22 protein-coding genes and 3 tRNA genes are annotated in these 23,486 nt (G+C 46.5%); 14 read left to right on the top strand and 11 right to left on the bottom strand.

The window, feature by feature from the left end; translation table 11 throughout:
* Positions 1–12 precede the first annotated feature (12 nt).
* The 6 genes from LVJ88_RS08725 to LVJ88_RS08700 all read right to left on the bottom strand — a co-directional run bounded on the left by LVJ88_RS08725 (position 13) and on the right by LVJ88_RS08700 (position 3,700).
* Positions 13–696, bottom strand: a complete 684-nt coding sequence (locus LVJ88_RS08725; protein WP_233127585.1) for a KilA-N domain-containing protein — start codon at positions 694–696, stop codon at positions 13–15.
* On the bottom strand, positions 693–1,004 hold the full coding sequence (locus LVJ88_RS08720) for a helix-turn-helix domain-containing protein (RefSeq protein WP_085418467.1): 312 nt from the start codon (positions 1,002–1,004) through the stop codon (positions 693–695). The genes LVJ88_RS08725 and LVJ88_RS08720 overlap by 4 nt, the downstream gene beginning before the upstream one ends.
* Before the next feature lie 11 nt (positions 1,005–1,015).
* On the bottom strand, positions 1,016–1,222 hold the full coding sequence (locus LVJ88_RS08715) for a helix-turn-helix transcriptional regulator (RefSeq protein ID WP_085418468.1): 207 nt from the start codon (positions 1,220–1,222) through the stop codon (positions 1,016–1,018).
* A 187-nt stretch (positions 1,223–1,409) separates the two neighbouring features.
* Positions 1,410–2,141, bottom strand: a complete 732-nt coding sequence (locus LVJ88_RS08710; RefSeq protein WP_085418469.1) for a hypothetical protein — start codon at positions 2,139–2,141, stop codon at positions 1,410–1,412.
* Between the two features lie 25 nt (positions 2,142–2,166).
* On the bottom strand, positions 2,167–3,393 hold the full coding sequence (locus LVJ88_RS08705) for a tyrosine-type recombinase/integrase (protein WP_085418475.1): 1,227 nt from the start codon (positions 3,391–3,393) through the stop codon (positions 2,167–2,169).
* Positions 3,394–3,615: 222 nt separating this feature from the next.
* Positions 3,616–3,700, bottom strand: a tRNA-Leu gene (locus tag LVJ88_RS08700).
* 164 nt (positions 3,701–3,864) lie between these two features.
* On the opposite strand from LVJ88_RS08700, the gene LVJ88_RS08695 reads away from it, so the two are divergent.
* The 11 genes from LVJ88_RS08695 (at position 3,865) to LVJ88_RS08650 (ending at position 14,892) form a co-directional block, all read left to right on the top strand.
* The gene (locus LVJ88_RS08695; protein ID WP_085418470.1) at positions 3,865–4,536 is read left to right on the top strand and encodes a hypothetical protein; all 672 of its coding nucleotides are present in this window, start codon (positions 3,865–3,867) and stop codon (positions 4,534–4,536) included.
* Positions 4,529–5,119: a GTP cyclohydrolase II gene (gene ribA, locus LVJ88_RS08690; RefSeq protein ID WP_085418471.1), complete on the top strand. Its 591-nt coding sequence runs from the start codon at positions 4,529–4,531 to the stop codon at positions 5,117–5,119. Before LVJ88_RS08695 ends, ribA begins: the two co-directional genes overlap by 8 nt.
* Positions 5,120–5,249: 130 nt before the next feature.
* Positions 5,250–5,325: transfer RNA gene (locus tag LVJ88_RS08685), tRNA-Val, on the top strand.
* Positions 5,326–5,337: 12 nt separating this feature from the next.
* A tRNA-Asp gene (locus LVJ88_RS08680) sits at positions 5,338–5,414 on the top strand.
* A gap of 357 nt (positions 5,415–5,771) precedes the next feature.
* Positions 5,772–5,903 (top strand): hypothetical protein, encoded by a 132-nt coding sequence (locus LVJ88_RS12570; RefSeq protein WP_269844505.1) that lies wholly within the window; start codon positions 5,772–5,774, stop codon positions 5,901–5,903.
* On the top strand, positions 5,900–6,877 hold the full coding sequence (locus LVJ88_RS08675) for an IS30 family transposase (protein WP_244694142.1): 978 nt from the start codon (positions 5,900–5,902) through the stop codon (positions 6,875–6,877). The genes LVJ88_RS12570 and LVJ88_RS08675 overlap by 4 nt, the downstream gene beginning before the upstream one ends.
* Before the next feature lie 109 nt (positions 6,878–6,986).
* Positions 6,987–9,449 (top strand): type VI secretion system Vgr family protein, encoded by a 2,463-nt coding sequence (locus LVJ88_RS08670; protein WP_244694141.1) that lies wholly within the window; start codon positions 6,987–6,989, stop codon positions 9,447–9,449.
* A complete protein-coding gene (locus tag LVJ88_RS08665; protein WP_085419034.1) occupies positions 9,446–10,831 on the top strand; it encodes a hypothetical protein in 1,386 nt (461 codons plus the stop codon). The genes LVJ88_RS08670 and LVJ88_RS08665 overlap by 4 nt, the downstream gene beginning before the upstream one ends.
* Entirely contained in the window at positions 10,824–11,537 is a 714-nt protein-coding gene (locus LVJ88_RS08660) for a hypothetical protein (protein WP_085419033.1), read from the top strand. Before LVJ88_RS08665 ends, LVJ88_RS08660 begins: the two co-directional genes overlap by 8 nt.
* A gap of 212 nt (positions 11,538–11,749) precedes the next feature.
* Positions 11,750–13,792 carry an RHS repeat-associated core domain-containing protein gene (locus LVJ88_RS08655; protein WP_085419016.1) on the top strand — a complete coding sequence of 681 codons (2,043 nt, stop codon included), beginning with the start codon at positions 11,750–11,752 and terminating at the stop codon, positions 13,790–13,792.
* Positions 13,793–13,800: 8 nt separating this feature from the next.
* Complete coding sequence (locus LVJ88_RS08650; protein WP_158087953.1) at positions 13,801–14,892, top strand: tetratricopeptide repeat protein; 1,092 nt, start codon at positions 13,801–13,803, stop codon at positions 14,890–14,892.
* 79 nt (positions 14,893–14,971) lie between these two features.
* Here LVJ88_RS08650 and LVJ88_RS08645 read toward each other — a convergent pair whose 3' ends face one another.
* From LVJ88_RS08645 to gmk, 3 genes are all read right to left on the bottom strand, one after another.
* Positions 14,972–17,125, bottom strand: a complete 2,154-nt coding sequence (locus tag LVJ88_RS08645) for a RelA/SpoT family protein (protein ID WP_085356361.1) — start codon at positions 17,123–17,125, stop codon at positions 14,972–14,974.
* A gap of 24 nt (positions 17,126–17,149) precedes the next feature.
* Positions 17,150–17,356 carry a DNA-directed RNA polymerase subunit omega gene (gene rpoZ, locus LVJ88_RS08640; RefSeq protein ID WP_085356360.1) on the bottom strand — a complete coding sequence of 69 codons (207 nt, stop codon included), beginning with the start codon at positions 17,354–17,356 and terminating at the stop codon, positions 17,150–17,152.
* A gap of 62 nt (positions 17,357–17,418) precedes the next feature.
* Entirely contained in the window at positions 17,419–18,036 is a 618-nt protein-coding gene (gene gmk / locus LVJ88_RS08635; protein WP_085356359.1) for a guanylate kinase, read from the bottom strand.
* Between the two features lie 225 nt (positions 18,037–18,261).
* On the opposite strand from gmk, the gene LVJ88_RS08630 reads away from it, so the two are divergent.
* The 3 genes from LVJ88_RS08630 (at position 18,262) to LVJ88_RS08620 (ending at position 21,826) form a co-directional block, all read left to right on the top strand.
* A complete protein-coding gene (locus LVJ88_RS08630) occupies positions 18,262–18,825 on the top strand; it encodes an adenine phosphoribosyltransferase (RefSeq protein ID WP_054600568.1) in 564 nt (187 codons plus the stop codon).
* A 114-nt stretch (positions 18,826–18,939) separates the two neighbouring features.
* On the top strand, positions 18,940–19,917 hold the full coding sequence (locus LVJ88_RS08625; protein WP_085418660.1) for an IS30 family transposase: 978 nt from the start codon (positions 18,940–18,942) through the stop codon (positions 19,915–19,917).
* A gap of 280 nt (positions 19,918–20,197) precedes the next feature.
* Entirely contained in the window at positions 20,198–21,826 is a 1,629-nt protein-coding gene (locus LVJ88_RS08620) for an ABC-F family ATPase (RefSeq protein ID WP_085356372.1), read from the top strand.
* A 202-nt stretch (positions 21,827–22,028) separates the two neighbouring features.
* On the opposite strand, the gene LVJ88_RS08615 is transcribed toward LVJ88_RS08620, so the two are convergent.
* The gene (locus LVJ88_RS08615; protein ID WP_085418983.1) at positions 22,029–22,784 is read right to left on the bottom strand and encodes an amino acid ABC transporter ATP-binding protein; all 756 of its coding nucleotides are present in this window, start codon (positions 22,782–22,784) and stop codon (positions 22,029–22,031) included.
* A gap of 9 nt (positions 22,785–22,793) precedes the next feature.
* The gene (locus LVJ88_RS08610) at positions 22,794–23,477 is read right to left on the bottom strand and encodes an amino acid ABC transporter permease (RefSeq protein WP_172392895.1); all 684 of its coding nucleotides are present in this window, start codon (positions 23,475–23,477) and stop codon (positions 22,794–22,796) included.
* Between the last annotated feature and the right edge of the window lie 9 nt (positions 23,478–23,486).

Here is a 23,486-nt window from a genome sequence, read left to right as displayed (position 1 = left end):
TGTGGGAAAATCTCAATTAGCAAAATTCAGAAAAAAAGTGTCTCTGTGCGGTGCAGCCATTGCGAACAATTGTGCCTTGCGTTTTTCATAAGGCAAGCCTTGCCCGATTAATGCGCTATTTCGGGCTTCCAATCGTATTAGCATGGTAAGTGCCGCCTTGTTCAGCTTATCGCGCTCTATGGGGCGGAATTGCCCTGTTAAAGCAGCATTGCACAATAAGGCTTCATTGCTGAAATGATAGTGCTTGGTGGCTTTGCCCTCTGCTTGGCGTTTCGCCTGCAAGATTTCAGCCATAACTTGAAAACCAAGTTTGCTTTCCGCCCGTGCCGTCCGCCAGTCTTTACCGCCTGCAATCAGGTTCTCTATCTGTTCATCACACCATAGGGCAAAATCAATATCACACCAGCGGGCAAACGCTACGGCTAGTTTGGGGTGTAGCCATGTGCCGCCGTTGTTACCCCGTTTAGTCTTGATGAAGTCGGTTTTTGTAATGCGGGATTTTCCCGTATTTGAAATAATCTGTTTTTCGGCTTCCCGTTTCATCAGGGCTTCAATGTACCGCCCCGTATCGGGTAGGCGTAACCATTCGTTAGGTTGCTTATCAAACATGGCCGCTATTTCGGTAGCGTTAAACCATGCTTCGCGGGTGGCATGAATGGATAAGCCTTGATAGTCGAGTGTGATCGGTTTCATCATGCCGCCCCTTTCTCTACTGCCAGCGTGTAGATACCGCGTTTAACGGTTCTGCCGCGTTTATTGATATGCGGCTGCATGGTGCAGACAACGGGATAACCTGCATGGCGCAAGTCATAAATACGCGCCTGAAAGCCCATGATGCCCATCTGCGTGGCTTCATAGCTCGTGATGCTGCCGTGGGTGCGGATATGGTTCAGGATTTCGCCGCATTGTGAATCAGGCTCAAACGGGGCATAATGGCGGCTTGATTTAGGGGGATTGATGCCGTCTGAAATGCTTTGTGCGTTTTGGGCGGTTTCGTTTTTCATCGCTTGCCCCCTTAAATACGGTTCGCCGCTTGTTTGGCGATATAGTCGTCTATTTCGCTTTCCAGCCAGCCGATTGCATTACCGCTGCCGGACAACTTAAACGGGCGGGGCATATCGGGGTCGTGGCGGCGGTTTTTGGGGTCGAGACGATACCAAAGCGTGCTTGATGAGATGCCAAGACGTTTGGTTACTTCGTTTTGTCGTAAGATGGTTGCCATAAATCAGTCTCCTGCTGTCCGATTGGGTGTGGTTGAAAAGTATGGCAAAAATATACCGCCCTCGTGGGGCGGTGCGTTAGCGTGAAAATAAGTTATTTTTCAGATTTTTAAGTGATGCGAAAACGGTTAAAAAAACGCATTTTCACATCATGTAAAAACGCCCCGATTATGGGGCGTTTCGTGATACCTAGGCTGCGCTGTTTTCTGTATTATCAAGCATTGATGAATTTGCTATATTTTCTGCCGCCAATTGAGTGTTATTTTGGCGGCTTTTTATTTTGTCTACTGTTGCAATGATGTTTTTTACTTCAATATTGCCGCGCTTTAAATATTTGTTGAAAAATTGATAACTTGGGTATTCTGCCAAGTCTGCAATGTCTCGAACATTATCATAAAGGCGTTGCACTATTCCGATTCTCACTTGTGATAAGTCAATGCCAAGATGGTAATAAACCGTCGCGATAATGCGTTTTAATGCCATCTGCTCCCTACCGAAATTGCCATGTGTGGGCAAGCATTCAATGTACTTAAGATGCTCTTCCCGCTCTTTCTGCGCTTGCTCAAACTCTAGTAATTGATGCTCCGTTATCGGTATCTTTGCCAACTTCATTCCCTGCTTTATTTTCTCAATCCCTTTGTTAAAAATCCGCATTTCTGATTTTACGGTTTTGATTCTTCCATTTATTGCTTTCGGTATTGATTGAATCGCGGCAATAATGGCAAACGCACATAAGCTTACCTTGTGTAGCCATGTATCATCATCAAAGAAACCGGCTAAAGCATGAATGCGATTACTTACAATGCCTTGAAGTATTTCAACTATTGCTCGGAATGCTGAATTTTCATCATGATTTATACGGATATTGTCATTAAAAAATGGCGGATAACTGATTTTTCCGCTTCTTTCTACAATAAACATATATTCATAGCTCCTATCTACTTCTTCAGACGGCCTGTTCTCGGCTGCCTGTTTCACTCTCAATCATCGCGCGGGCTTGGTTGTACCGTTCCCGCAAATAATCTGAATACCATTGCATCATTTCTACCCGCTCGGCCATGTAGTCCGTGCGGTTATAGGCTGCTCTGATTTTGTTGTCGTCGATATGGGCTAACTGCCGTTCGATTGCATCGGGATTGTAGCCCTGTTCGTTTAGTAGGCTGCTGGCAAGGCTGCGGAATCCGTGCGGTGTCGCAATGCCTTTATAGCCCATGTTGTTAATGATTTTGCCTGCCGTGTTTTCGCTGATATGGCCGTCTATGGCGGTTCGGCTGGGGAATAGAAACGGGCTGTGCCCCGTGATGGCGTGTAGCTCTGTCAGTAGCTCAAGCGGCCAATCTGCCAGCGGGATAACGTGCGGTCGGGGGCGTTTCATGCGTTCCGCCGGTATTGTCCATATTTTCTTATCAAAGTCGATTTCCTGCCATTTGCCGCCGCGTATTTCGGTATTGCGGGCGAAGCAAAGCATAATCAGCATCACACATATACGGTTTTGTTGGTGTGTATCGGCCAATATCAAACGGCGGTAAAACTCCGTCAGTTCTTCACGGGGCAGGGCGGGCATGTGTGCCGCTTCTTTTTTCGGTAAATAGCCGACAAGCGGGGCGGCTGGGTTGCCGTCTGTCAGTTCCAGCAAGGCGGCATGGTTGAAAACGCTGCCTATCCATTGCCTGATTTTTTCTGCCGTTTCCAATGCGCCCCGCTCGGCTATACGTTCGATTACGGCCTTAATATCGCTTACCCGCAATTCTTTAATCGGGCGGTTGCCGATATGCGGGAAAACGTCCGATTCAAAATACTGCATGATGCGGGCGGCGTGTTTCTCTTTCCAGCGGGGCAGGTTTTTGGTGTGCCATTGCTTCGTTACCGCTGCAAAGGTATTTAATAGGGCGGCTTGCCGCTCTTGCTTGGCCTGTTGTTTGGCTGCGCTGGGGTCTTGTCCTGTTGCAATCAGACGGCGGGCATTTTCGGCGGCTTCTCGGGCTTCGCTCAAAGAAACGGCGGGATATTTTCCGATTGAAAGTAATTTCTCTTTGCCGTCTATGCGGTATTTCAGCCGCCATAGCTTCCCGCCCGCTGGCGTAACCTGTAAAAACATACCGCCGCCGTCTGCCAGCTTATAAGGCTTGGTGGCGGGCTTCGCGTTCTTTATTTGGCGGTCGTTTAACGGCATTTTGGGGGTATTTTTTTTAGGGGTATTTTCAGGCACCCCCAAATATACCCCCGTTTTTTGGTTTATTCAATTAGACGGGATTTTACTGTATTGGATAATCAAGGCTGTCTGAAAATGCCCTTTATCGGGCTGTAAGCCTTGCTGTGCTTGAATCTTGGTTTGTGGCGTTGGACAGTATCAGACGTAAAAAAACAGCCCGTAAAGGCTGTTATTTTTATAGGGTGGTGCGGAAGGAGAGACTCGAACTCTCACACCTTGCGGCGCTGGAACCTAAATCCAGTGCGTCTACCAATTTCGCCACTTCCGCTTAATTTGAATAAGCTCATAATTATACTGTAAACATCCAAAGATGCAATATGTTTCCCACTTGAAAAACATCATAGCCGGCTTAATTTACTGATAGGCTTTAGCCGTCTGAACATTTCAGACGACCTAAAATTAAAATGAAATGCCGTAGCAAAAGGAAAGTTTATGCCTGTTGGGAAAATTCAGGATTACCTCCAAACTCAAGGATTAAGTTTGCCCAAAGATAGAGTACATATGTCTTATTTGGCTGTTAGGGCTGTAATGGATGCCGGCCATGCTTCAATAGACCGTTCCGTATTGTGGTATGTTGCTGATGGAGTGGTGTTGTCGGATTACGTCGGGCAAGAGGCCGAAAATGAAGTTTTGTTGAAACAGATTTTTATGGCTTTGGATTCGGTGTTTAGCCGGGTTGAAAAAGCTCAAAATGCAACGGTATATATATTGATGCCGTCTGAAAACAACCAACGGTGTTTACTACGTTTGGTACAACAAGGCAAACCTATCGAGCAAAAACTATTGGTTGATGAAGAGCTGAACCGTTCATATCTACCGGTACGAACAGCGCAAACCGGATGGCTGAATTTAGTTGATGACGTTGAACTGTGGTTGCAGCAAGGAGAGTTGGAGGGAATTCACCACAAGCGCAGCAGCAGCCAGATTTCCCTGCCTGTTTGCACCGATAGCGGTGCTGTATTGGGTGTGGTTCATGTTGAATATGCAGAGAAAGATATATTGGATGATGAGAACCAAGCCGAATGGGTGGCTTTGTCGCTGGCTTTGGCTCAGCCTTTGAGCGAATTGTTAAATATTGAATTATCGGAAAACAATCATGAGTAAACCGGTTAAATTTGTTGCTTCCTGCCGTTTGCCCACCGAATGGGGTGTATTTACACTGCATGGTTTTGAAGAAGTAAACAGTGGTCAAGAACACGTTGCGATAACAATGGGTAATATCGCAGACGGAAAACCTGTGTTGGCACGCATACACTCAGAATGCTTAACGGGAGATGCTTTATTTTCACAAAAATGTGATTGCGGCCCGCAGCTTCAAGCTGCGATGCAGGCAATTCAAAAGGCAGGCCGCGGAGCGATTGTTTATCTGAGGCAGGAAGGGCGGGGTATTGGATTGATTAACAAAATCCGAGCTTACCAGCTGCAAGATCAAGGTTTGGATACTGTTGAAGCCAATGTTGCCTTAGGTTTGCCGGTGGATGCTCGTGATTTCAGGTTGGCCAAGCATATTTTTGACCATTTGGGTGTAAAAGAAGTGGCGTTATTAACCAATAATCCAGAGAAAGTGCAGGTTTTAGGTGATGCAGGTATTAAAATAGTGGAAAGAGTGCCTTTGCAGGTAGGAGAGAATGCCGAAAACGAACATTATTTAAATACTAAAGCGCAAAAACTAGGTCATTGGTTTTAGATTTTAGAGTGTGAAATAAAGTAATTGTATTTTTATTTCAAATTCTTATTTAAATATGGTTAATAGTAGATGCAATTAATGCTTGCGTACGGTATGAAAATTTGTTTTAATTGCGTTTTCGCAACGACGCGGGTGATTAGCTCAGTTGGTAGAGCGTCTGCCTTACAAGCAGAATGTCGGCGGTTCGACTCCGTCATCACCCACCAAGTTTTCTGCGCGGAGTGGTAGTTCAGTTGGTTAGAATACCGGCCTGTCACGCCGGGGGTCGCGGGTTCGAGCCCCGTCCACTCCGCCAAATCTTATCGTAACCTGATAATTAATATTGATAATTAATATAATGAATTTCGGGTTATATCTGTTTTATGTACCATATTGTGTACCTCATGAAAAAAGTCGGTGATTAATCACCGACTTTTTTCATATATATATAAATCTTCACTCGTTAATACGTTTGTCACTCCGGCAAAACCATTCTCGTTTATAAAAGTTCGGTCGCCCAGCACTTTGGTTATGCTGGTGTAGCGGCTGTATTTTAATCTTGATGATTCTGCCAGGCTTATCGCACTTGAAGTCTATTTTTTGTGCACTGGTTGGTGTCATGAATTCATTTGCCGTTTTTTGCGCAGCTGCAGCCAAGTGAGGAACTCATTGTATGGGTAATTTCATTTTACGAGGCCGTCTGAAACTTTCAGACGGCAGCGGATTCAAATTTGAAGTGCAACTTTCCACAACAGAAAAAGGCCAGTATGCGGTAGCATACGGCCTTTCCTGCAAGAAAGTATGAGCTACACACAACTGACCCAAGACGAACGATACCACATCCAATACCTGTCCCGCCACCACAGCATCAGCGAAATCGCCAAACGGCTTAACCGCCATAAAAGCACCATCAGCCGCGAAATCAAACGGCACTGCCCACAAGGGCAGCAATACAGTGCCGAAAAAGCCCGACAGCAAAGCCGGCTTACCAAGCAGCGCAAAAGAAAGCCCTATAAGCTCCATTCGCAGCTGATCCAACACATCGCTACCCTCATCCGCCGCAAACTCAGCCCCGAGCAAGTGTGTGCCTATTTGCACAAACACCACCAAATCACACTCCACCACAGCACCGTCTATAACTATCTGCGCGACGACAAAAGCAACGGCGGCACTTTGTGGCAGCACCTCAGAATATGCAGCAAATCCTACCGTAAACGTTACGGCAGCACATGGAGCAGAGGCAAAGTCCCCGACCGCACAGGCATTGAAAACCGACCCGCCATCGTCGACGAAAAATCCCGTATAGGCGACTGGGAAGCCGACACCATCGTCGGCAAAGATCAGAAAAGCGCATTATTGACACCGGTCGAACGGGTTACCCGCTATACCATTATCTGCAAATTGAAGAACTTCAAAGCCCAAGATACGGCCAATGCCGTCATTCGGGCGCTGAGGGCGCATAAAGACAGGGTGCACACCATCACCATGGATAACGGCAAGGAATTCTACCGCCACACCCGAATAGCCAAAGCATTGGCGGCTGAAACCTATTTCTGCCGTCCTTACCGTTCTTGGGAAAAGGCGCTGAATGAAAACACCAACGGACTCATCCGCCAATACTTCCCCAAACAAACGGATTTCCGCAACATTAGTGAGCGGGAAATACGTAGGGTTCAGGATGAGCTGAACCACCGGCCAAGAAAAACACTTGGCTATGAAACGCCAAGTGTTTTATTCTTGAATCTGTTCCAACCACTACTGCCTGAGTGTTGCACTTGAAATTAGAATCTAAGGGCCTTTTATCATATGCAAATGGAAAATAAATATCCGTTCTGATATATTTCCAAAGCATAATCTCCTTTAGACACACCGCTTTGGAACGCCCGCGATGACCCAAACCCAATCCTACCACCTCACCTTCTCCCGTTTCAGCCCCTCCCTCTCCGTCGTCTCCTTCACCGCCACCGAAGCATTGAATACAGCCTACCGTCTCGACATCGAACTCACTTCCGCCGATGCCGATTTGCCGCTGTCGTCGTACATCAACCAAGCGGCTAAGTTTACGGTGACGCCGGTAAGCTCTGATGTGTTGGGATTGATCGAAGGGATGTTGGCTCCCGAGCCGTTGAAGGAATGGAGCGGCATCATCACTTCCTGCGAGAAGTTGTCGGTATCGGCCGACGAAACCCGTTACCGCATGGTATTGGAACCCCGCATCGCCGCATTGAAGCATCACCGCACTTCGCGTCTGTTTCAAAACCAAAACGTGCCCGACATTATTTCGTCGCTGCTGAAACACCACGGCTTCTCCGGCGTTGATTTCCGTTTCAATACCTCACGCGAATACGGTGTGCGCGAGTATGTGACCCAGTATCAGGAAAGCGACTTCGCCTTTCTCAACCGGCTGTGCGAAGAAGAAGGCATCTGGTACGCCTTCGAGCAGAATGCCCAATATGGCGATGTGGCGGTATTCGGTGACGATACCGCCCATTATTTTCGCGGTAATACCTTTCCCTATCCCTACCGCCCCCACGGCGGATTGGAGAGCGTCGGAGCCGAAGCGGTGTTCGCCTTACAGGTAAAACACAACCCCATCCTCGAATCCATCCGCGTCGGCGACTACAACTACCGCGATGCCGATACCGATTTGTCGTCCCAAGTAACAGCTAAAGATAAGGAAAGCGACAGCAGCGTCTTACTCGGCAGCGACAGCCATTGGGGTTTGCATCAAAAGACACCCGCAGAAGCCCAACTTCAGACGGCCTTACTGCAACAGCTCGACCACAGCCGCCGTATTGTTGCCTCCGGCAGCGGCAACATTACCGCCCTCAGCCCCGGCCTGGTGTTTCAGACGGCCCCGAGCTTCAGCGAAGCGCCCAACGGCTGGTTGGCGGTGTCACTCACCCACAGCGGCAGCCGCGACCAAGCATACAGCCATACTTTCACCGCCATCCCCGCCGACAGCATCTTCCGCCCCGAACGCATCACCCCGCTGCCTAAGATACAGGGCAGCCTACCCGCCAGAGTCACCAGCCCCGGCAACTACACATACGCCTATATCGACAACATGGGGCGCTACCGCGTCAAACTGCCGTTCGACCTCGACGAATGGAGCCCGGGCGGAGAAAGCCGTCCCATCCGCCTGGCCAAACCCTATGCCGGCCCCGACTACGGCCAACACTTCCCGCTGCACGAAGGCACCGAAGTGATGCTGTCGTTCGTACAGGGCAATCCCGACAGACCCTACATCAGTGGCGTGATGCACGACAGCTCCCACCCCGACCACGTACCTGCCGATTGGAACACCCGCAACGTCATCCGCACTTGGGCGAACAACAAACTGCGGATGGAAGACAAACAGGGGCAGGAGCATATCAAACTGGCGACCGAATACGGCAAAACCCAACTCAACCTCGGCCATATCGTCGACAGCCAACGCCAAAAACGTGGCGACAACGGCGAAGGGTTTGAACTGCGTACCGACAGTTGGGGCGCGCTGAGGGCCGGTAAAGGCTTGTTTATTTCTTCAGATGGCCAAAGCGGTGCACAGGGAGAAGTATTAAACCGTGACGAAGCCATCGCCCATTTGGAACAGGCATTGTCATTAGCGAAGAGTTTGAATAAAGCAGCCAACACAGCCAAAGCGGAAGGAACTTTAACTGAAGAGCAGGAAGGCCGTCTGAAAAACTGTATTAAAGACTTATACCGACAAGTGATTTTACTGTCCGCCCCCGACGGCATTGCCAGCGCCACCCCGCAAAGCCAGCTGCACACCGCCGGCCAACACATCCACCATATCAGCGGCGGCGACACCGACATCAGCGCCGGCAGCAACTTTACCGCCCATGCGGTCGGGAGCGTCAACCTGTTTGCACAGAGCAAAGGGGCGAAGTTACAGGCCAATCAGGGCAAAGTGGAGATTCAGGCACAGAACGACGAGATGCAGATCAATGCCCTGAAAGATGCCACCATCACCAGCAGCGCGGGAAAAGTGGTCGTCGCTGCCAAAGACGAAATCCTGCTGACCAGCGGCGGGGCGTACATCAAGATTAAAGACGGCAACATCGAATTGGGCTGCCCGAAGATGGTGTGGGTGAAGTGTGCGGGGTTTCAGGTGATGGGGCCGAGCAGTTTACATCAGGTTTTTAATCAAGAAGAAATAAAAGGTGACATTAATATTGAATATATTGATGTTTACGGAAATGTACCTGAGGGAGAACCTATTAGCTTTACTTCAAAACAAGGAAAAACTTTAACAATATCGTTGGATACTGAAGGTAAAGGAAAATTAGAAAATATATCTTTTGAAATATTTAAAGCAACGCAACCTAAAAGAGAGGATAAAAAATGAGTGGCGGAGAACAAAGAGCAAGAGTTAAAAGAGAACAAACTGAAAAAGCTGCTAAGAGAAGTTCAATACCCCAGCAAAAAGAAACTAGAGTCATTTATATTCCAGGGCAGCCTGTGAATAATATTTCTACAAATAATGACTATCAAGTTATTTTAGCTACCGTTAGGGAAGTAGTTTTTAATTTCAGTATTAATGGCTCCCGTAAAATTAGTGTTGAAGTTGAAAAAGTAAGTAGTTCTGTAAATGTTAGAGATTATGGTGTTTTTGATTTGAAGACAAAAAAGCTCATTTCCGGAAAATTTTTTATAACTTCAGGAGAAGCTTATCGTGTTCATATTAGCAGGTACTTTAAAGGAACGTTTGTGGTAAAAGCTGGCGGTAAAGTAATTGGTAGGTATACCCCAAGCTTGATGGATGCTAATCGCTATAATAGTAAGCCTGCTATTTGGATTGAGCCGCTTTATATCGGTTTTGATGGGCGTAAAGATCAAATAAATATTGATTCATTTGTGCAAGTGCATAATTATAGTTCACAACAATGGTTGAGAAACCTCCCTCAATTTAAAGAGAAGACTTTATTTAAACCTTATCAACCTCAAGATGTTCAGAATACTTTTAACTCGGCTTCAAAGGGTTTTAGTAAAATTAATGAGTTAGCGGTAGTCATGATTTTCAAGCCAGCTTCAAATGTTGAATGGATGAATCCTAAAAGCCTTGAACGAGAGTGTAGTGCACATGAGCTAAGAGGAATAATTAGCCAACAAGATTTTAACGATCTTATCAAAGCAATAGCAGCTTATAGTGAGCCAAAGTATGCTGCTATTTTTAGTGGTGTCGGTTATCTGCAGGACAACCTTGAAATGAGAAATATATTAAATCGAAAGGTACAGGTAAAACGAATACGAGGATTCTGGACTATTGTATTTAAAGGGTATAATCCCCCATTTGGCTTTACTTATGCAGGATTTGATAAAAACCAATTAAAACCGTTAACTGGAGGTATATACATTGGAAAAAAAATAAATAGAGTTTGGCTTTCATTTAAGAACAATGTGTTAAAAAATGTTACTAGAGGAACAACTAGAGGAGTTGCAGGTGTTGCTCTAGCTATTGATATTATTGGAGATTATAATAAAGTTATGCTGGATGAGAAAGGCAGTAGAGATGTTATGGAGTTGATTGGAAGAGTAGGAATCAGCTCGGTTGCTGCTGGGGTGGGATTTATTGCGGGCAGTGCTGCATTAAGTGCAGTATTAATAGCTTTGTCTGGAGCAACACTTCCTATTGGCTTGGTGTTGTTAATTGGTACTGCTGCAGTTATGGCTGTCGGACTATTGATTTCAATATTATCAGATGGATTAAAGCAGAAGATATATGGATAATCAAATTATGATTAAGAATATTAATTTTAATCAATCTATTGATTTTAGGCATCAAATTATTGCCTTGGGGATAGCTAGCATTTACCATTTATGCATTATTTTTGCTTCTTACCTAGGTTGGGGAATTCCGATAATGGTAAGCCAAGTATTTATTTTCTTTTTTATTGTATGGGGAATTTTATTTTTAATATGGTTAATTTCAAACTTTATTTTAAAAAAGAAAGGGATATTTTATTCGAAGCTATTTGAATCAGTTTTTTATAATGTTGGAATGAGAGTAACTTTGACATTGGTAAGCCCATTTTTGTTATTAATGACTATAAATTTCCCATTTTTATGGGAAACTGTTGCCATATCTTTTCTAATTGTTTCCTTGATTTCATTGTGGTATGTAATGTTAAATATCAGTGATGAAGAAATAAAAAATTTAAAAAAATCTAGTTTAATTTCTCGTGAAAATCAAAGGTATTTGCTTTGGTCTAATGATAGTTTACCAATGATATTGACGAAGTCAAAAATTATATGTTTTATTCCCTACTTCTTAACAATTTTTTTTGGAATAAAAGCCATTTTAAATAGAGGAACAGATGAAAGTTTATATAATGCAATTCTTTGCTTTATTCCATTGATGAGTATGTTATTTTATACAGAATTTTGTTTTTTATTTGTTGCTATTAGATATTTCTACATAAATAACAAACAATAATTATCATTTTAAAAATTGTTATGTAAATATATTTTTTACAATGTGATAACATCTATTCTATTCTATTATATTTACTGCTCACTGATTTTCTGTTAGTTTTATTTAAACTAATATTTCTTATAAATTGTCTCATAAAGTACATAAGGTAATAGTTTTCATATTAATAATTTTTTATATGTTAAAAACGTAATACCTGTAATTCCCATAGCGACTTGCGTCTCAGCTACAATTCAGACGGCCTGTTGGTCAAAGAACAATACCAAACACTGGGCGAACCGATACAGCCGGGCATAATCCGGCCCCGTACCCAAGACGGCATCCCGCTGGTGACCGAATACCGTTACGACATCCTCGGCAACCGCACCCAAACCATCCTACCGACGGGCGAGACGCTCAACTACCTCTACTACGGCAGCGGCCATCTGCACCACATCAACCTCGACGGCGACACCATTACCGATATCGAGCGCGACGACCTGCACCGTCCCGTATCCAGAAGTGCCGGCAAACTGCACACCCGCCTGATTTCAGACCCCTTAGGCCGTCTGAAAGAACAGCTGGTACAACTCGAAGCTCCCGGCGGCAAAGCCACCGAGCCGAAAGGCCTGATCAAACGCCGTTACCATTACGATACCAACGGCAATCTGGTTCAAACCGAAGACCAACACCACGGCAATAAAGACTACGCCTACGACCCGCTGGGCAGGATTACCCGTGCCGGCGACGAACGCTTCGCCTTCGACCCCGCCCACAATATCAGCGGCGACGGTGTCAAAGTAGCCGGCAACCGCCTGACCGACTATAACGGCATCCGCTACGTTTATGATCCGCTGGGCAACCTGAGCGAACGCCACAACGACGCAACGGGCGAAAGCCAGTATTATCGCTACGATGCCGACAACCAATTGACCGAAGCGCGTATCGAACAAGAGGGAAGGCGGTCTGAACACTGGCACTACCGCTACGACGCCTTAGGCAGAAGGGTGAGCAAACAGAACGCCCACAACCAAACGGAAACCCGTTTCCTGTGGGAAGGCAGCCGCCTGTTACAGGAATACGGCGATAAAGCGACCTATACTTACGTTTATACCGAACAGGGAAGCTACGAACCGTTGGCACAAATCGTTCAGATGGCCAACAAAGATAGCAGCAAAGCCGACAGACGGATTTTGTACTACCACAACGACCAAATCGGCATTCCGCGTGAACTGACGGATGAGGAAGGCAACATCGTTTGGCGCGGAGAATACAGCGGTTGGGGTAAACTGAATAATGCAGAGGGTGCGAATCTGAAAGAAGATGTGCATCAGCCGTTCAGATTACAGAACCAGTATGCGGATGTAGAGACGGGTCTGCATTACAACTTCTTCCGTTATTACGATCCGCACTGCGGGCGGTTTACGCAGCAGGATCCGATTGGGTTGGCTGGGGGAGATAACCTTTATGATTTTGGCCAATCAGCTCAAGGATGGGTTGATCCTTTAGGGCTTAATGGTTATCAGTGGTTACAACAACATCTTGACAGCCCCGGAGTGAGAGATGCGTTTAATAGAGGCATGGGAGATTTTGAAGCTGCCGCCAGAGCCCAAGCTGCTGCAAGAGAAGCAGCTAGAAGAGAAGCAATAAAAAACCGTGGAGTGATGAAAGAACCCGGTTGTGCTACTGCCTTGGGTGCGATAATGCCGAGCACCATGGCTCTAAACGCAAAAAATGATCAATGTAGGCGTCTGCACACCTCTCAAGCGGGCTTAAGAGAAACCAGCGTAAAGGTAGCAGGTGGGTCAATGGCAGCGGCAGGAACAGCCTTTGTAGGTGTTCGTGCGCTACCTGCGTTAGCCACTGCAGCAAGACCTGCGGCTCAAGCATGGGGGCGTTTGTCGCCTGTAGAAAAGAGTATTGGCATTTCTACAGTGACTTCCGGTACAACTCAAACTCTTGAAAACGGGCGAATCAACGCCTGCTCTTTGGCTACCGACACTGCCAGCGGTCTTGTTGGGGCGCGTTGGGCTACGCTAGGTCAACAAACAACCAATGCAGTTGGTAGTGGTGTTTTATCTGACTCTATTTGTCAAGGGAAAACTGTAAAGGAAACGCTAAAAGGAATTCCGAGTAATATAGTGGGAACAGGAGCTGCTTATAAAGCAGGAAAAACAGGAGTGGGTGATTTTGGACAGGCAGGAATAAATGAAATTGGAAAAACAATTACTAATAGTAGTATTGACAGATTCACAACAAAACCTAATCAATCGAAATGATAAGAACCATGATTAAAAATATTATTACACTAGTTTGTTTTTTTCTTCTGAGTGGCTGTTATGTAGATAAAAATAGCATCAATTGTGATCCAAGAGGAGAATTATCGCGATTGGAACAATGCGCTGAAAGAGGTGATGTTTCTAGCCAATATAATTTAGGTGCCCGTTATTTAGAAGGCTGGGAGGCTCCAAAAGATTTCAATAAAGCTTTTTATTGGACAGAGTTGGCAGCAAAAAAAGGAGATGCAAGGGCTAAATCCAATTTAGGTTGGCTTTACTATAAGGGTTGGGGTGCACAAAAGGATGTACAAAAAGCTTTTTATTGGACTCAACAAGCCGCGAAGCAAGGCAATATCCCGTCTTATAATAACTTAGGGTTTTATTATAGCCATGGAATTGGGGTTCCTGTTGATTGGAAAAAAGGAGCTGAATATTATCAACTGGCAGCAGATAACGGATATGCCGATGCTTATCAAAATTTGGCTATTATTTATTCTCAAGGCAAAGGGGTTTTGCAAAATCAAGATAGAGCACTTGAATTAGCCAAAAAAGCTGTTGACAATGGCAATCAATTAGCCATTTATAATGTTGGAACAATTTATGCTTCTATGGGTAAGTATGATGATGCCATTCTATGGTTACGTAAAGCAGCTGACCTTAATATTAGTGTAGCTCAGGCTGAATTGGCAGGGCTTCTTGTTAAAATTGGAAAAAATGAAAAAGACCGGGAAGAAGCCAAGCAATGGTTATTTAAATCTTTAGAGCAAGACGATGCTTATGCTTATTCAGTCGCTGGTGTTATGTACTCTGAGAAAAATGATACATTCCCTTACGATGAAGCTAAAGCTTTTGACTATTATCTAAAAGCTGCCGAGATGGGTGAAGAAACTGCTCAAACACTAATAGGTTTATGGTACTTAAATGGAAAACATGTTATGAAAGACGAAAAAAAAGCATTAGAATGGTTTGAACGTTCGGCCAATAATGGCGAAATAAAAGCTGCCAAGAAGTTGGTGGAAATCTACGGCAATGGTACCAAAGACATTCCCAAAAACGAAGCTAAAAAACAATATTGGAAAAACAAACTGGTCGTTGAGTAAAGCTTTATATAGAAAATCCTAGCGTTGTTTACAGTATTCAAAAGCCAATACTGCAAACAACGCTAGGATTTTCTATACCTTATACTCTTACAACACGTCTCACATCAGTAATAGCGTGCAAAGCACGAATGATTTCATTGAGTTGCTCTATACCGGTTACTTTGATAAAGAACTTGAATTCAATAAACCCTTCTGTGCCGGGTTGTTTTTGCGGTGTTTCAACCGATTCGATGTCGGCGCCGGCTGAAGAAATAGCTTGGGCCATTAATGCCAACAAACCGCGGGTGTCGCGTGCTCCGACTGTAAGTGTTGTGCGGAAAGTTTGATCGGGAATGCTTTCCCAGTCGGCGTCAAGCTGTTGGTCGGGATCTACTTTTAGTACATTCGGACAAGTGTCCCGGTGAATAACCAAACCTTGATCTTTAATTAAAACTGCGCGTACGGCATCTCCGGGCAATGGCTGGCAACATTGGGCAAGATGTACGCGGCCTGTTTCGCTGCCGTTGATTTTAATCGGGCTTAACCGCACTTCGCCGCCAAAATGTTCACCTGCCAAGTCGGCAATATGCATGGCAACTGTAATCGGCAGGGTATGCCCCATTCCTACGCTGTACAATACATCTTCAAAAGTGGTTTGCTTATGATTGAGGTCGGCAAGATATTTTTCTTTGAGGCCGTCTGAAAGCAATACGTTTTGAGGCAATAAGCTTGATAGGGCTTTTTGCAATAGGTTTTCACCTAGTGTTACTGCATCTTGCCTATTCATATTTTTGATGTAATTTCGAATGGCGCTGCGTGCACGGCTGGAAACGGCAAAATTTAGCCATGCCGGGTTGGGTTTTGCCTGTTCGGAAGTAATCACTTCAACAGAATCACCGGTTTTCAGTTTGGTGCGCAACGGCATCATGGTATTGTTGATGCGGGCGGCTACGGTGTGATGGCCGACATCGGTATGCACTGCATATGCGAAGTCGATGGGGGTTGCTCCTTTGGGGAGGGTAAGGATTTTTCCTTTCGGGGTAAGGATATATACTTCGTTGGGGAATAAATCAACTTTAACGGCCTCGAGAAATTCGATGGCATTGGAACTGCCTGCTTGCAAATCAAGAATATTTTTCAGCCAGCGATTGGTATGGAGGGTAGCCTGATCGACCGTACTTTCTCCCGATTTATAAATCCAATGTCCGGCTACGCCGCCTTCGGCTACTGCATCCATTTCGTGGGTGCGTATCTGTACTTCGATAGGCAGGCCGTAAGGGCCGACTAAGGTGGTATGCAGGCTTTGATAACCGTTACTTTTGGGAATGGCGATGTAGTCTTTGAAACGGCCGGGTTTGGGTTGGTAGAGGCTGTGAAGTGCACCCAAGGCTGCGTAGCAGGCGGGTATGCTGTTTACGATAACGCGAAAGCCGTAAATATCCATCACGTCTGCGAAGCGTAGATTTTTAGCCTGCATTTTCTGGTGGATGCTGAATAAGTTTTTTTCGCGGCCTTTGATTTTGGCTTCAATATTTGCGTCAACCAAGCGCATGCTGAAGGCACGCAGAACTTTACCTACAACGTCGCGTCGGTTGCGTCGGCTTGCTTTCATGGCTTTTTGCAATGTTTCATACCGACGGGGGTGCAGATTCTGAAAGGATAAATCCTGAAGCTCTTGATAGGCGTTGTTTAAACCGATGCGGTTGGCTATTTGTGCGTAGATTTCAAGTGTTTCCTGAGCAATCCGGCGGCGTTTTTCGGGGCGCATCGAGCCTAATGTACGCATGTTGTGCAGACGGTCGGCCAATTTAACGACGATCACGCGAACGTCTTTGGTCATGGCGAGAATTAACTTGCGGAAACTTTCTGCCTGATGTTCTGCTTGGCTGTCGTATTCGAGTTTTTCAAGTTTGGAAAGACCGTCTACCATTTCGGCTATGGTGTCGCCGAATTCTGCTGCCATTTCGATTTTGGATACACCTGTGTCTTCAAGTACATCATGCATCACGCCCGCACACAAACCTTGTATGTCCATGTGCCAGATGGCCAGTTGGGTAGTAACGGCAATAGGGTGGGTAATGTAGGGTTCGCCACTTTTGCGGGTTTGGCCGTCGTGGGCATGGAAAGCATAGGCACACGCTTTTTCAAGCTGTTGCTGCTCTTTTTCATTGAGATAGGAAGCCGTGCGGAACAATAAGTCACGGGCTTCTGATGTCAATGGGTCATAAGGGGCGGTAGGTAGCGGCAGTTGCATTCAGACGGCCTTTTGATTTTGCTTTTATTTGTTACGTTTGAGCAGCTCTACGCCGACTTCTCCGGCGGCTATCTCGCGTAAAGCGGTAACGGTAGGTTTATTGTTACGGATGTCTTCAACCAAAGGTGCATTGCCGTTTTCCAGTTGGCGTGCGCGGCGTGCGGCAGTTAATGTTAAGTCGAAATGGTTGGGGATTTTGGTAATGCAGTCTTCTACGGTGATGCGTGCCATTTTGAATGGTTCCTTTTTACAAATAAATAGGGAAGTATTTAATTAAGTATTGTCGCTGTTTTTTAAGAATTTTCCAACAGATTTTCAATAAATAAGTGTTGGCAGGATTGTTTTAGGCGGTGTGATTTGATAATCGACAGTAAATCGGCTTCTGCTTCAACCAAGTCGTTGTTAACCACCACATAATCAAACATAAACGCCTGCTCGATTTCTTTGCGCGCTTTGCCCAGCCGCCGTTCGATTACTTCGGGGCTGTCTGTTCCGCGGCCGACCAAGCGTTCGGCCAATGCTTGGAAAGAAGGCGGCAATATAAAGATGCTGCATGCTCCGGGCCAAACACGGCGGACTTGTTCTGCACCTTGAATGTCGATCTCTAAAATCACATCATAACCTTGTTCCCGCAATATGTTTACGCCTTCTACACTGGTGCCGTAATAATTGTCGAAAACTTTTGCATATTCAAGGAATGCGCTTTCACTAATGAGAGTTTCGAATTTCGGCACATCTACAAAATAGTAGTGTTTGCCGTGCTCTTCGCCTTCACGCGGCTGCCGGGTGGTGTGGGAAACGGAAACCTTGATGTCGTCATGATGTTTGGTAAGGCGTGAAACCAAAGTGGTTTTTCCGGTTCCGGAGGCTGCGGAAATAATAAAAATATTACCTTTTGAAGATGAGCGCATGATGGTCTCGAAAATGAAAAATTTAAGTGGTTATTATGCCATACAGCCGGAAACCTTTGCAAAACGGGCGTTCTGGTTCCTGTTTTTGCGAAAACTATCGCGTTTAAAATATTATTTCCGTTTTTATATGTTTCAACGCCGACAACGCAAGGCTAGTTTTTGTTAGAATAGTGCGTTTGTGTTTTGAATTTCTGTGTAATTTTTCATTGTGAATTGGGTAGTTTTATGTTGATTCATCCCGACGTGATGGGCGTGGAAGCACTTGCCGAAAAGATCCGCAAGATCCCTCATTGGCCGAAAAAAGGTATTTTATTTCATGATATTACCCCTGTGCTGCAAAGCCCTGAATATTTCCGGTTGTTGGTAGATCTGCTTGTTTACCGGTATATGAGCCAAAAAATTGATGTTGTGGCCGGTTTGGATGCCCGCGGTTTTATTATCGGAGCTGCGTTGGCTTATCAATTAAACGTAGGGTTTGTCCCCATCCGTAAAAAAGGTAAGCTGCCGTTTGAAACGCTTTCTCAAAGTTATGCGCTTGAATACGGTGAAGCTACGGTAGAAATTCATACCGATGCGATTCCCGCCGGTGCGCGTGTGCTTTTGGTGGATGATCTTGTTGCGACCGGCGGCACCATGCAGGCGGGTATCGATTTGGTGCGCCAGCTGGGCGGGGAAATTGTGGAAGCGGCTGCGATTTTGGAGTTTACAGATTTGCCCGGCGGCGAAAATATCCGTAAGCGCGGCGTGCCGTTGTTTACGCTTTATCAAAATGAAGGCTCGATGTCTTGAGTTGTCGGCATAGATTTGTCAGGCCAGCGGATTCAAATTTGAAGTGCAACTTTCCACAACAGAAAAAGGCCAGTATGCGGTAGCATACGGCCTTTCCTGCAAGAAAGATTGCATATGAGCTACACACAACTGACCCAAGACGAACGATACCACATCCAATACCTGTCCCGCCACCACAGCATCAGCGAAATCGCCAAACGGCTTAACCGCCATAAAAGCACCATCAGCCGCGAAATCAAACGGCACTGCCCGCAAGGGCAGCAATACAGTGCCGAAAAAGCCCAACAGCAAAGCCGGCTTACCAAGCAGCGCAAAAGAAAGCCCTATAAGCTCCATTCGCAGCTGATCCAACACATCGCTACCCTCATCCGCCGCAAACTCAGCCCCGAGCAAGTGTGCGCCTATTTGCACAAACACCACCAAATCACACTCCACCACAGCACCGTCTATAACTATCTGCGCGACGACAAAAGCAACGGCGGCACTTTGTGGCAGCATCTCAGAATATGCAGCAAATCCTACCGTAAACGCTACGGCAGCACATGGAGCAGAGGCAAAGTACCCGACCGCATAGGCATTGAAAACCGACCCGCCATCGTCGACGAAAAATCCCGTATAGGCGACTGGGAAGCCGACACCATCGTCGGCAAAGATCAGAAAAGCGCATTATTGACACTGGTCGAACGGGTTACCCGCTACACCATTATCTGCAAATTGAAGAACTTCAAAGCCCAAGATACGGCCAATGCCGTCATTCGGGCGCTGAGGGCGCATAAAGACAGGGTGCACACCATCACCATGGATAACGGCAAGGAATTCTACCGCCACACCCGAATAGCCAAAGCATTGGCGGCTGAAACCTATTTCTGCCGTCCTTACCGTTCTTGGGAAAAGGCGCTGAATGAAAACACCAACGGACTCATCCGCCAATACTTCCCCAAACAAACGGATTTCCGCAACATTAGTGAGCGGGAAATACGTAGGGTTCAGGATGAGCTGAACCACCGGCCAAGAAAAACACTTGGCTATGAAACGCCAAGTGTTCTATTCTTGAATCTGTTCCAACCACTACTGCCTGAGTGTTGCACTTGAAATTAGAATCTAAGGCCGTCTGAAAAGTATTTCAGACGGCCTGTTTGATATGTTTTTTTGCATGAGCTTGCAAAGTTGTCAACACATTGGTCGACATGCTCCGGGTTCTTAAAAATAATGAAAACGGTTGAATATGTTGAGGCCGTCTGAAAAAAACATTTGATCATGCTTTGACGCTTCGAACCTTATTTTTCAGACGGCAGAGACCGGCAGCGGATTGAACGGAAATTATGATATAATTCCGCGCTTTAAATATTTTATCCTTAAAGGTTGTATCAAAATGATTTCTACCAACGGCATAACCATGCAGTTCGGCGCAAAGCCGCTGTTTGAAAACGTGTCTGTCAAATTCGGCGAAGGCAACCGCTACGGGCTGATTGGTGCCAACGGTTCGGGTAAATCCACCTTCATGAAAATCCTTGGTGGCGACTTGGAGCCGACCAGCGGCGAAGTGGCCATTGAAAACGGTGTCCGCCTCGGTAAACTGCGCCAAGATCAATTTGCCTATGAAGAGATGCGTGTGCTGGATGTAGTGATGATGGGGCACACCGAAATGTGGTCGGCGATGACCGAGCGTGATGCCATTTACGCCAATTTGGAAGCCACCGAAGACGATTACATGCACGCTGCCGAATTGGAAGCCAAGTTTGCCGAATACGACGGTTACACCGCCGAAGCGCGCGCGGCCGAATTGTTGAGCGGCGTGGGTATCGAAGAATCATTGCACAATGCCCAAATGAGCGAAGTGGCTCCCGGCTTCAAACTGCGCGTATTGCTGGCGCAAGCCTTGTTTTCCAAACCCGACGTATTGCTGCTCGACGAGCCGACCAACAACTTGGACATCAACACCATCCGTTGGCTCGAAGGTGTGTTGAACGAATACGATTCCACTATGATCATCATTTCGCACGACCGCCATTTTTTGAATGAAGTCTGCACGCATATGGCCGATGTTGATTACAACAGCATCACCATCTACCCCGGCAACTACGATGATTACATGCTGGCTTCCGCGCAATCCCGCGAGCGCGCCATGCGCGACAACGCTAAAGCCAAAGAAAAGCTGCAAGAACTGCAAGAATTCGTGGCACGCTTCTCGGCCAATAAATCCAAAGCCCGTCAAGCCACCAGCCGTCTGAAACAGGCCGATAAGATCAAGGCCGAAATGGTGGAAGTGAAACCTTCTACTCGCCAAAACCCGTATATCCGCTTTGAAACCGACGAAAAAGCCAAGCTGCACCGCCAAGCTGTTGAAGTGGAAGGTTTGAGCAAACGCTTTGAGAACCAATTGTTTAAAAACCTGGGCTTTATTCTGGAAGCCGGAGAACGTTTGGCGATTATCGGCCCTAACGGTGCCGGTAAGTCCACTTTGCTGAAATTGTTGGCCGGTGCATTCAATCCCGAATACGGCGAAGGTGTCCAACCCGATTCAGGTACCATCAAATGGGCGGAAAAAGCCAACGTCGGCTACTATCCGCAAGACCACGAAAACGACTTCGATATCGACATGAACCTCACCGAATGGATGCGCCAATGGGGTCAGGAAGGCGACGACGAACAGGTTATCCGCGGTACGCTCGGTCGCTTGCTGTTCGGCAGCAATGATGTGGTAAAACAAGTGCAGGTGCTTTCGGGCGGAGAGAAAGGCCGTATGCTTTACGGCAAGCTGATTCTGCTGAAACCGAACGTGTTGATTATGGACGAACCGACCAACCACATGGATATGGAAAGCATCGAATCCTTAAATATGGCTTTGGAAAAATACAAAGGCACGCTGATTTTCGTATCGCACGACCGCCAGTTTGTGTCTTCACTGGCCACACAAATCATCGAACTGGACGGCAAAGGCGGTTACGAACACTATCTGGGCGATTACGAAAGCTATTTGGAGAAAAAAGGATTGGCTTAGTTTTTGAAAAGCTGATGGAAATCCGTTAAATAAAAAACACTTGGCTGTAAAATGCCAAGTGTTTTTTTGTGTTGCATCTCTGTTGACGGAGGCTGAACTTTTAATAGTGGAAGTTAATAATGCCCCGTTTTGTTTGACTCAAGATAGAGCAAATAAACAGTGTTTCTGCTACGTCGTCGCAGCCTTTTAAGGTAATCGCGCATTAATCTTCCTGTACGCGGATTTGGTGCAGAAAGCGTTTGGTGCGTTCGTGTTGGGGGTTTTTAAATAATGTTTCGGGCGAACCTTGTTCCACAATCACGCCGCCATCCATTACCACCACCAAATCAGCCACTTCCATGGCAAATTTGATTTCGTGGGTAACAACCACCATCGTCCAGCCTTCTTTAGCAAGCTCCTTCATGGTATTCAATACATCTTGCACCAACTCGGGGTCAAGGGCGGAGGTTGGTTCGTCGAACAGCATTAAATCCGGTTGGATTGCCAAAGCACGGGCGATACCTACCCGCTGTTGTTGACCGCCCGAGAGCTGGAAAGGGTATAAATCCACTTTATCGGCAAGGCCGACTTTTTCCAGCAAGGCCAACGCTTTTTTACGGGCTTCTGCTGCGGAAATACCTTGTACGGCCACGGGGCCTTCCATCACGTTTTCCAGCGCGGTTTTGTGCGGAAAAAGATTGTACTGCTGAAACACCATACCTGATTTGCGGCGCAGGGCGAGAATGTCTTTTTTGGACGGATGTTGAGCAAAATCAATGCCCAACGGGCTTGGGCCGTCGAATTCTATGCTGCCTTGCTGGGGCATTTCCAAAGCATTCAAACAGCGCAGAAATGTGGTTTTGCCCGAACCGGAAGGGCCGAGAATCACGACTACGCTGCCTTTTGCTACGTCCAAATCAATGCCGTTTAAAATCGAATTGCTGCCGAATGCTTTATGGATATTGCGGATTTTAATCATGGTTTATGCTCACTTGGCAACGTAGCGGTCGAGCCGTTTTTCGAGTTTTGCCTGCCCGATAAACAGGAAGAAGCAGAACACCCAATATATCAAGCCTGCCTCGATATACACGGGCAGAAAGTCGTAGCTGGCGTTGGCAATTTGCTGCGCCACGCGGAAAAGCTCGGTAATGGTTACCACCGAAGCCAGCGAGGTTTCTTTAAACAGGCTGATAAAGGTGTTGCTCAAGGGCGGCACGGAAACGCGGAACGCTTGCGGCATGATGATGCGGCGGAAGGTCTGCATATAAGTCATGCCGATGGAGAAACCCGCTTCCCATTGGCCTTTGGGCACCGATAAAATCGCCGCCCGTATAGTTTCGGAGGCATAGGCACCGATATTCAGCGAAAAGCCGATTACGGCGGTAGGCAGCGGGTCGAGCGTGATGCCGATGGCCGGTAAGCCGTAAAACACCACCATCAACTGAACCAGCATCGGTGTGCCGCGGATGGCGGAAACGTAGAATTTCACTATGCCGAGCAAGATGCGGTGGAAGATGCCGTTAACCGGTATCACGCGCACCAAGGCGACGGCCAATGCAATCAGGATGCCGAAAATAAAAGAAACGACGGCCAGCGGAATGGAATAGAGAAACCCCGCTTTAACCATCGGCCAAAATGCATTTATGACCAAAGCCGCGCGGGCTTCGGTCATAAACGGCAG

Origin of the sequence: Neisseria dumasiana (assembly GCF_022870885.1) — a bacterium.
In the GTDB taxonomy this organism is placed as follows: domain Bacteria; phylum Pseudomonadota; class Gammaproteobacteria; order Burkholderiales; family Neisseriaceae; genus Neisseria; species Neisseria dumasiana.
This window is presented reverse-complemented; position numbering and strand designations above follow the sequence as displayed.

Coding starts and splice junctions, on each gene's coding strand:
- LVJ88_RS08645 (WP_085356361.1), bottom strand. CDS start 17,125: ATGCAACTGCCGCTACCTACCGCCCCTTATGACCCATTGACATCAGAA.
- gmk (WP_085356359.1), bottom strand. CDS start 18,036: ATGCGCTCATCTTCAAAAGGTAATATTTTTATTATTTCCGCAGCCTCC.
- LVJ88_RS08665 (WP_085419034.1), top strand. CDS start 9,446: ATGAGTGGCGGAGAACAAAGAGCAAGAGTTAAAAGAGAACAAACTGAA.
- LVJ88_RS08615 (WP_085418983.1), bottom strand. CDS start 22,784: ATGATTAAAATCCGCAATATCCATAAAGCATTCGGCAGCAATTCGATT.
- LVJ88_RS08715 (WP_085418468.1), bottom strand. CDS start 1,222: ATGGCAACCATCTTACGACAAAACGAAGTAACCAAACGTCTTGGCATC.
- LVJ88_RS08610 (WP_172392895.1), bottom strand. CDS start 23,477: ATGACCGAAGCCCGCGCGGCTTTGGTCATAAATGCATTTTGGCCGATG.
- LVJ88_RS08625 (WP_085418660.1), top strand. CDS start 18,940: ATGAGCTACACACAACTGACCCAAGACGAACGATACCACATCCAATAC.
- ribA (WP_085418471.1), top strand. CDS start 4,529: ATGAGTAAACCGGTTAAATTTGTTGCTTCCTGCCGTTTGCCCACCGAA.
- LVJ88_RS08670 (WP_244694141.1), top strand. CDS start 6,987: ATGACCCAAACCCAATCCTACCACCTCACCTTCTCCCGTTTCAGCCCC.
- LVJ88_RS08630 (WP_054600568.1), top strand. CDS start 18,262: ATGTTGATTCATCCCGACGTGATGGGCGTGGAAGCACTTGCCGAAAAG.
- rpoZ (WP_085356360.1), bottom strand. CDS start 17,356: ATGGCACGCATCACCGTAGAAGACTGCATTACCAAAATCCCCAACCAT.
- LVJ88_RS08710 (WP_085418469.1), bottom strand. CDS start 2,141: ATGTTTATTGTAGAAAGAAGCGGAAAAATCAGTTATCCGCCATTTTTT.
- LVJ88_RS08705 (WP_085418475.1), bottom strand. CDS start 3,393: ATGCCGTTAAACGACCGCCAAATAAAGAACGCGAAGCCCGCCACCAAG.
- LVJ88_RS08620 (WP_085356372.1), top strand. CDS start 20,198: ATGATTTCTACCAACGGCATAACCATGCAGTTCGGCGCAAAGCCGCTG.
- LVJ88_RS08660 (WP_085419033.1), top strand. CDS start 10,824: ATGGATAATCAAATTATGATTAAGAATATTAATTTTAATCAATCTATT.
- LVJ88_RS08725 (WP_233127585.1), bottom strand. CDS start 696: ATGATGAAACCGATCACACTCGACTATCAAGGCTTATCCATTCATGCC.
- LVJ88_RS08675 (WP_244694142.1), top strand. CDS start 5,900: ATGAGCTACACACAACTGACCCAAGACGAACGATACCACATCCAATAC.
- LVJ88_RS08650 (WP_158087953.1), top strand. CDS start 13,801: ATGATTAAAAATATTATTACACTAGTTTGTTTTTTTCTTCTGAGTGGC.
- LVJ88_RS08720 (WP_085418467.1), bottom strand. CDS start 1,004: ATGAAAAACGAAACCGCCCAAAACGCACAAAGCATTTCAGACGGCATC.
- LVJ88_RS08695 (WP_085418470.1), top strand. CDS start 3,865: ATGCCTGTTGGGAAAATTCAGGATTACCTCCAAACTCAAGGATTAAGT.
- LVJ88_RS12570 (WP_269844505.1), top strand. CDS start 5,772: ATGGGTAATTTCATTTTACGAGGCCGTCTGAAACTTTCAGACGGCAGC.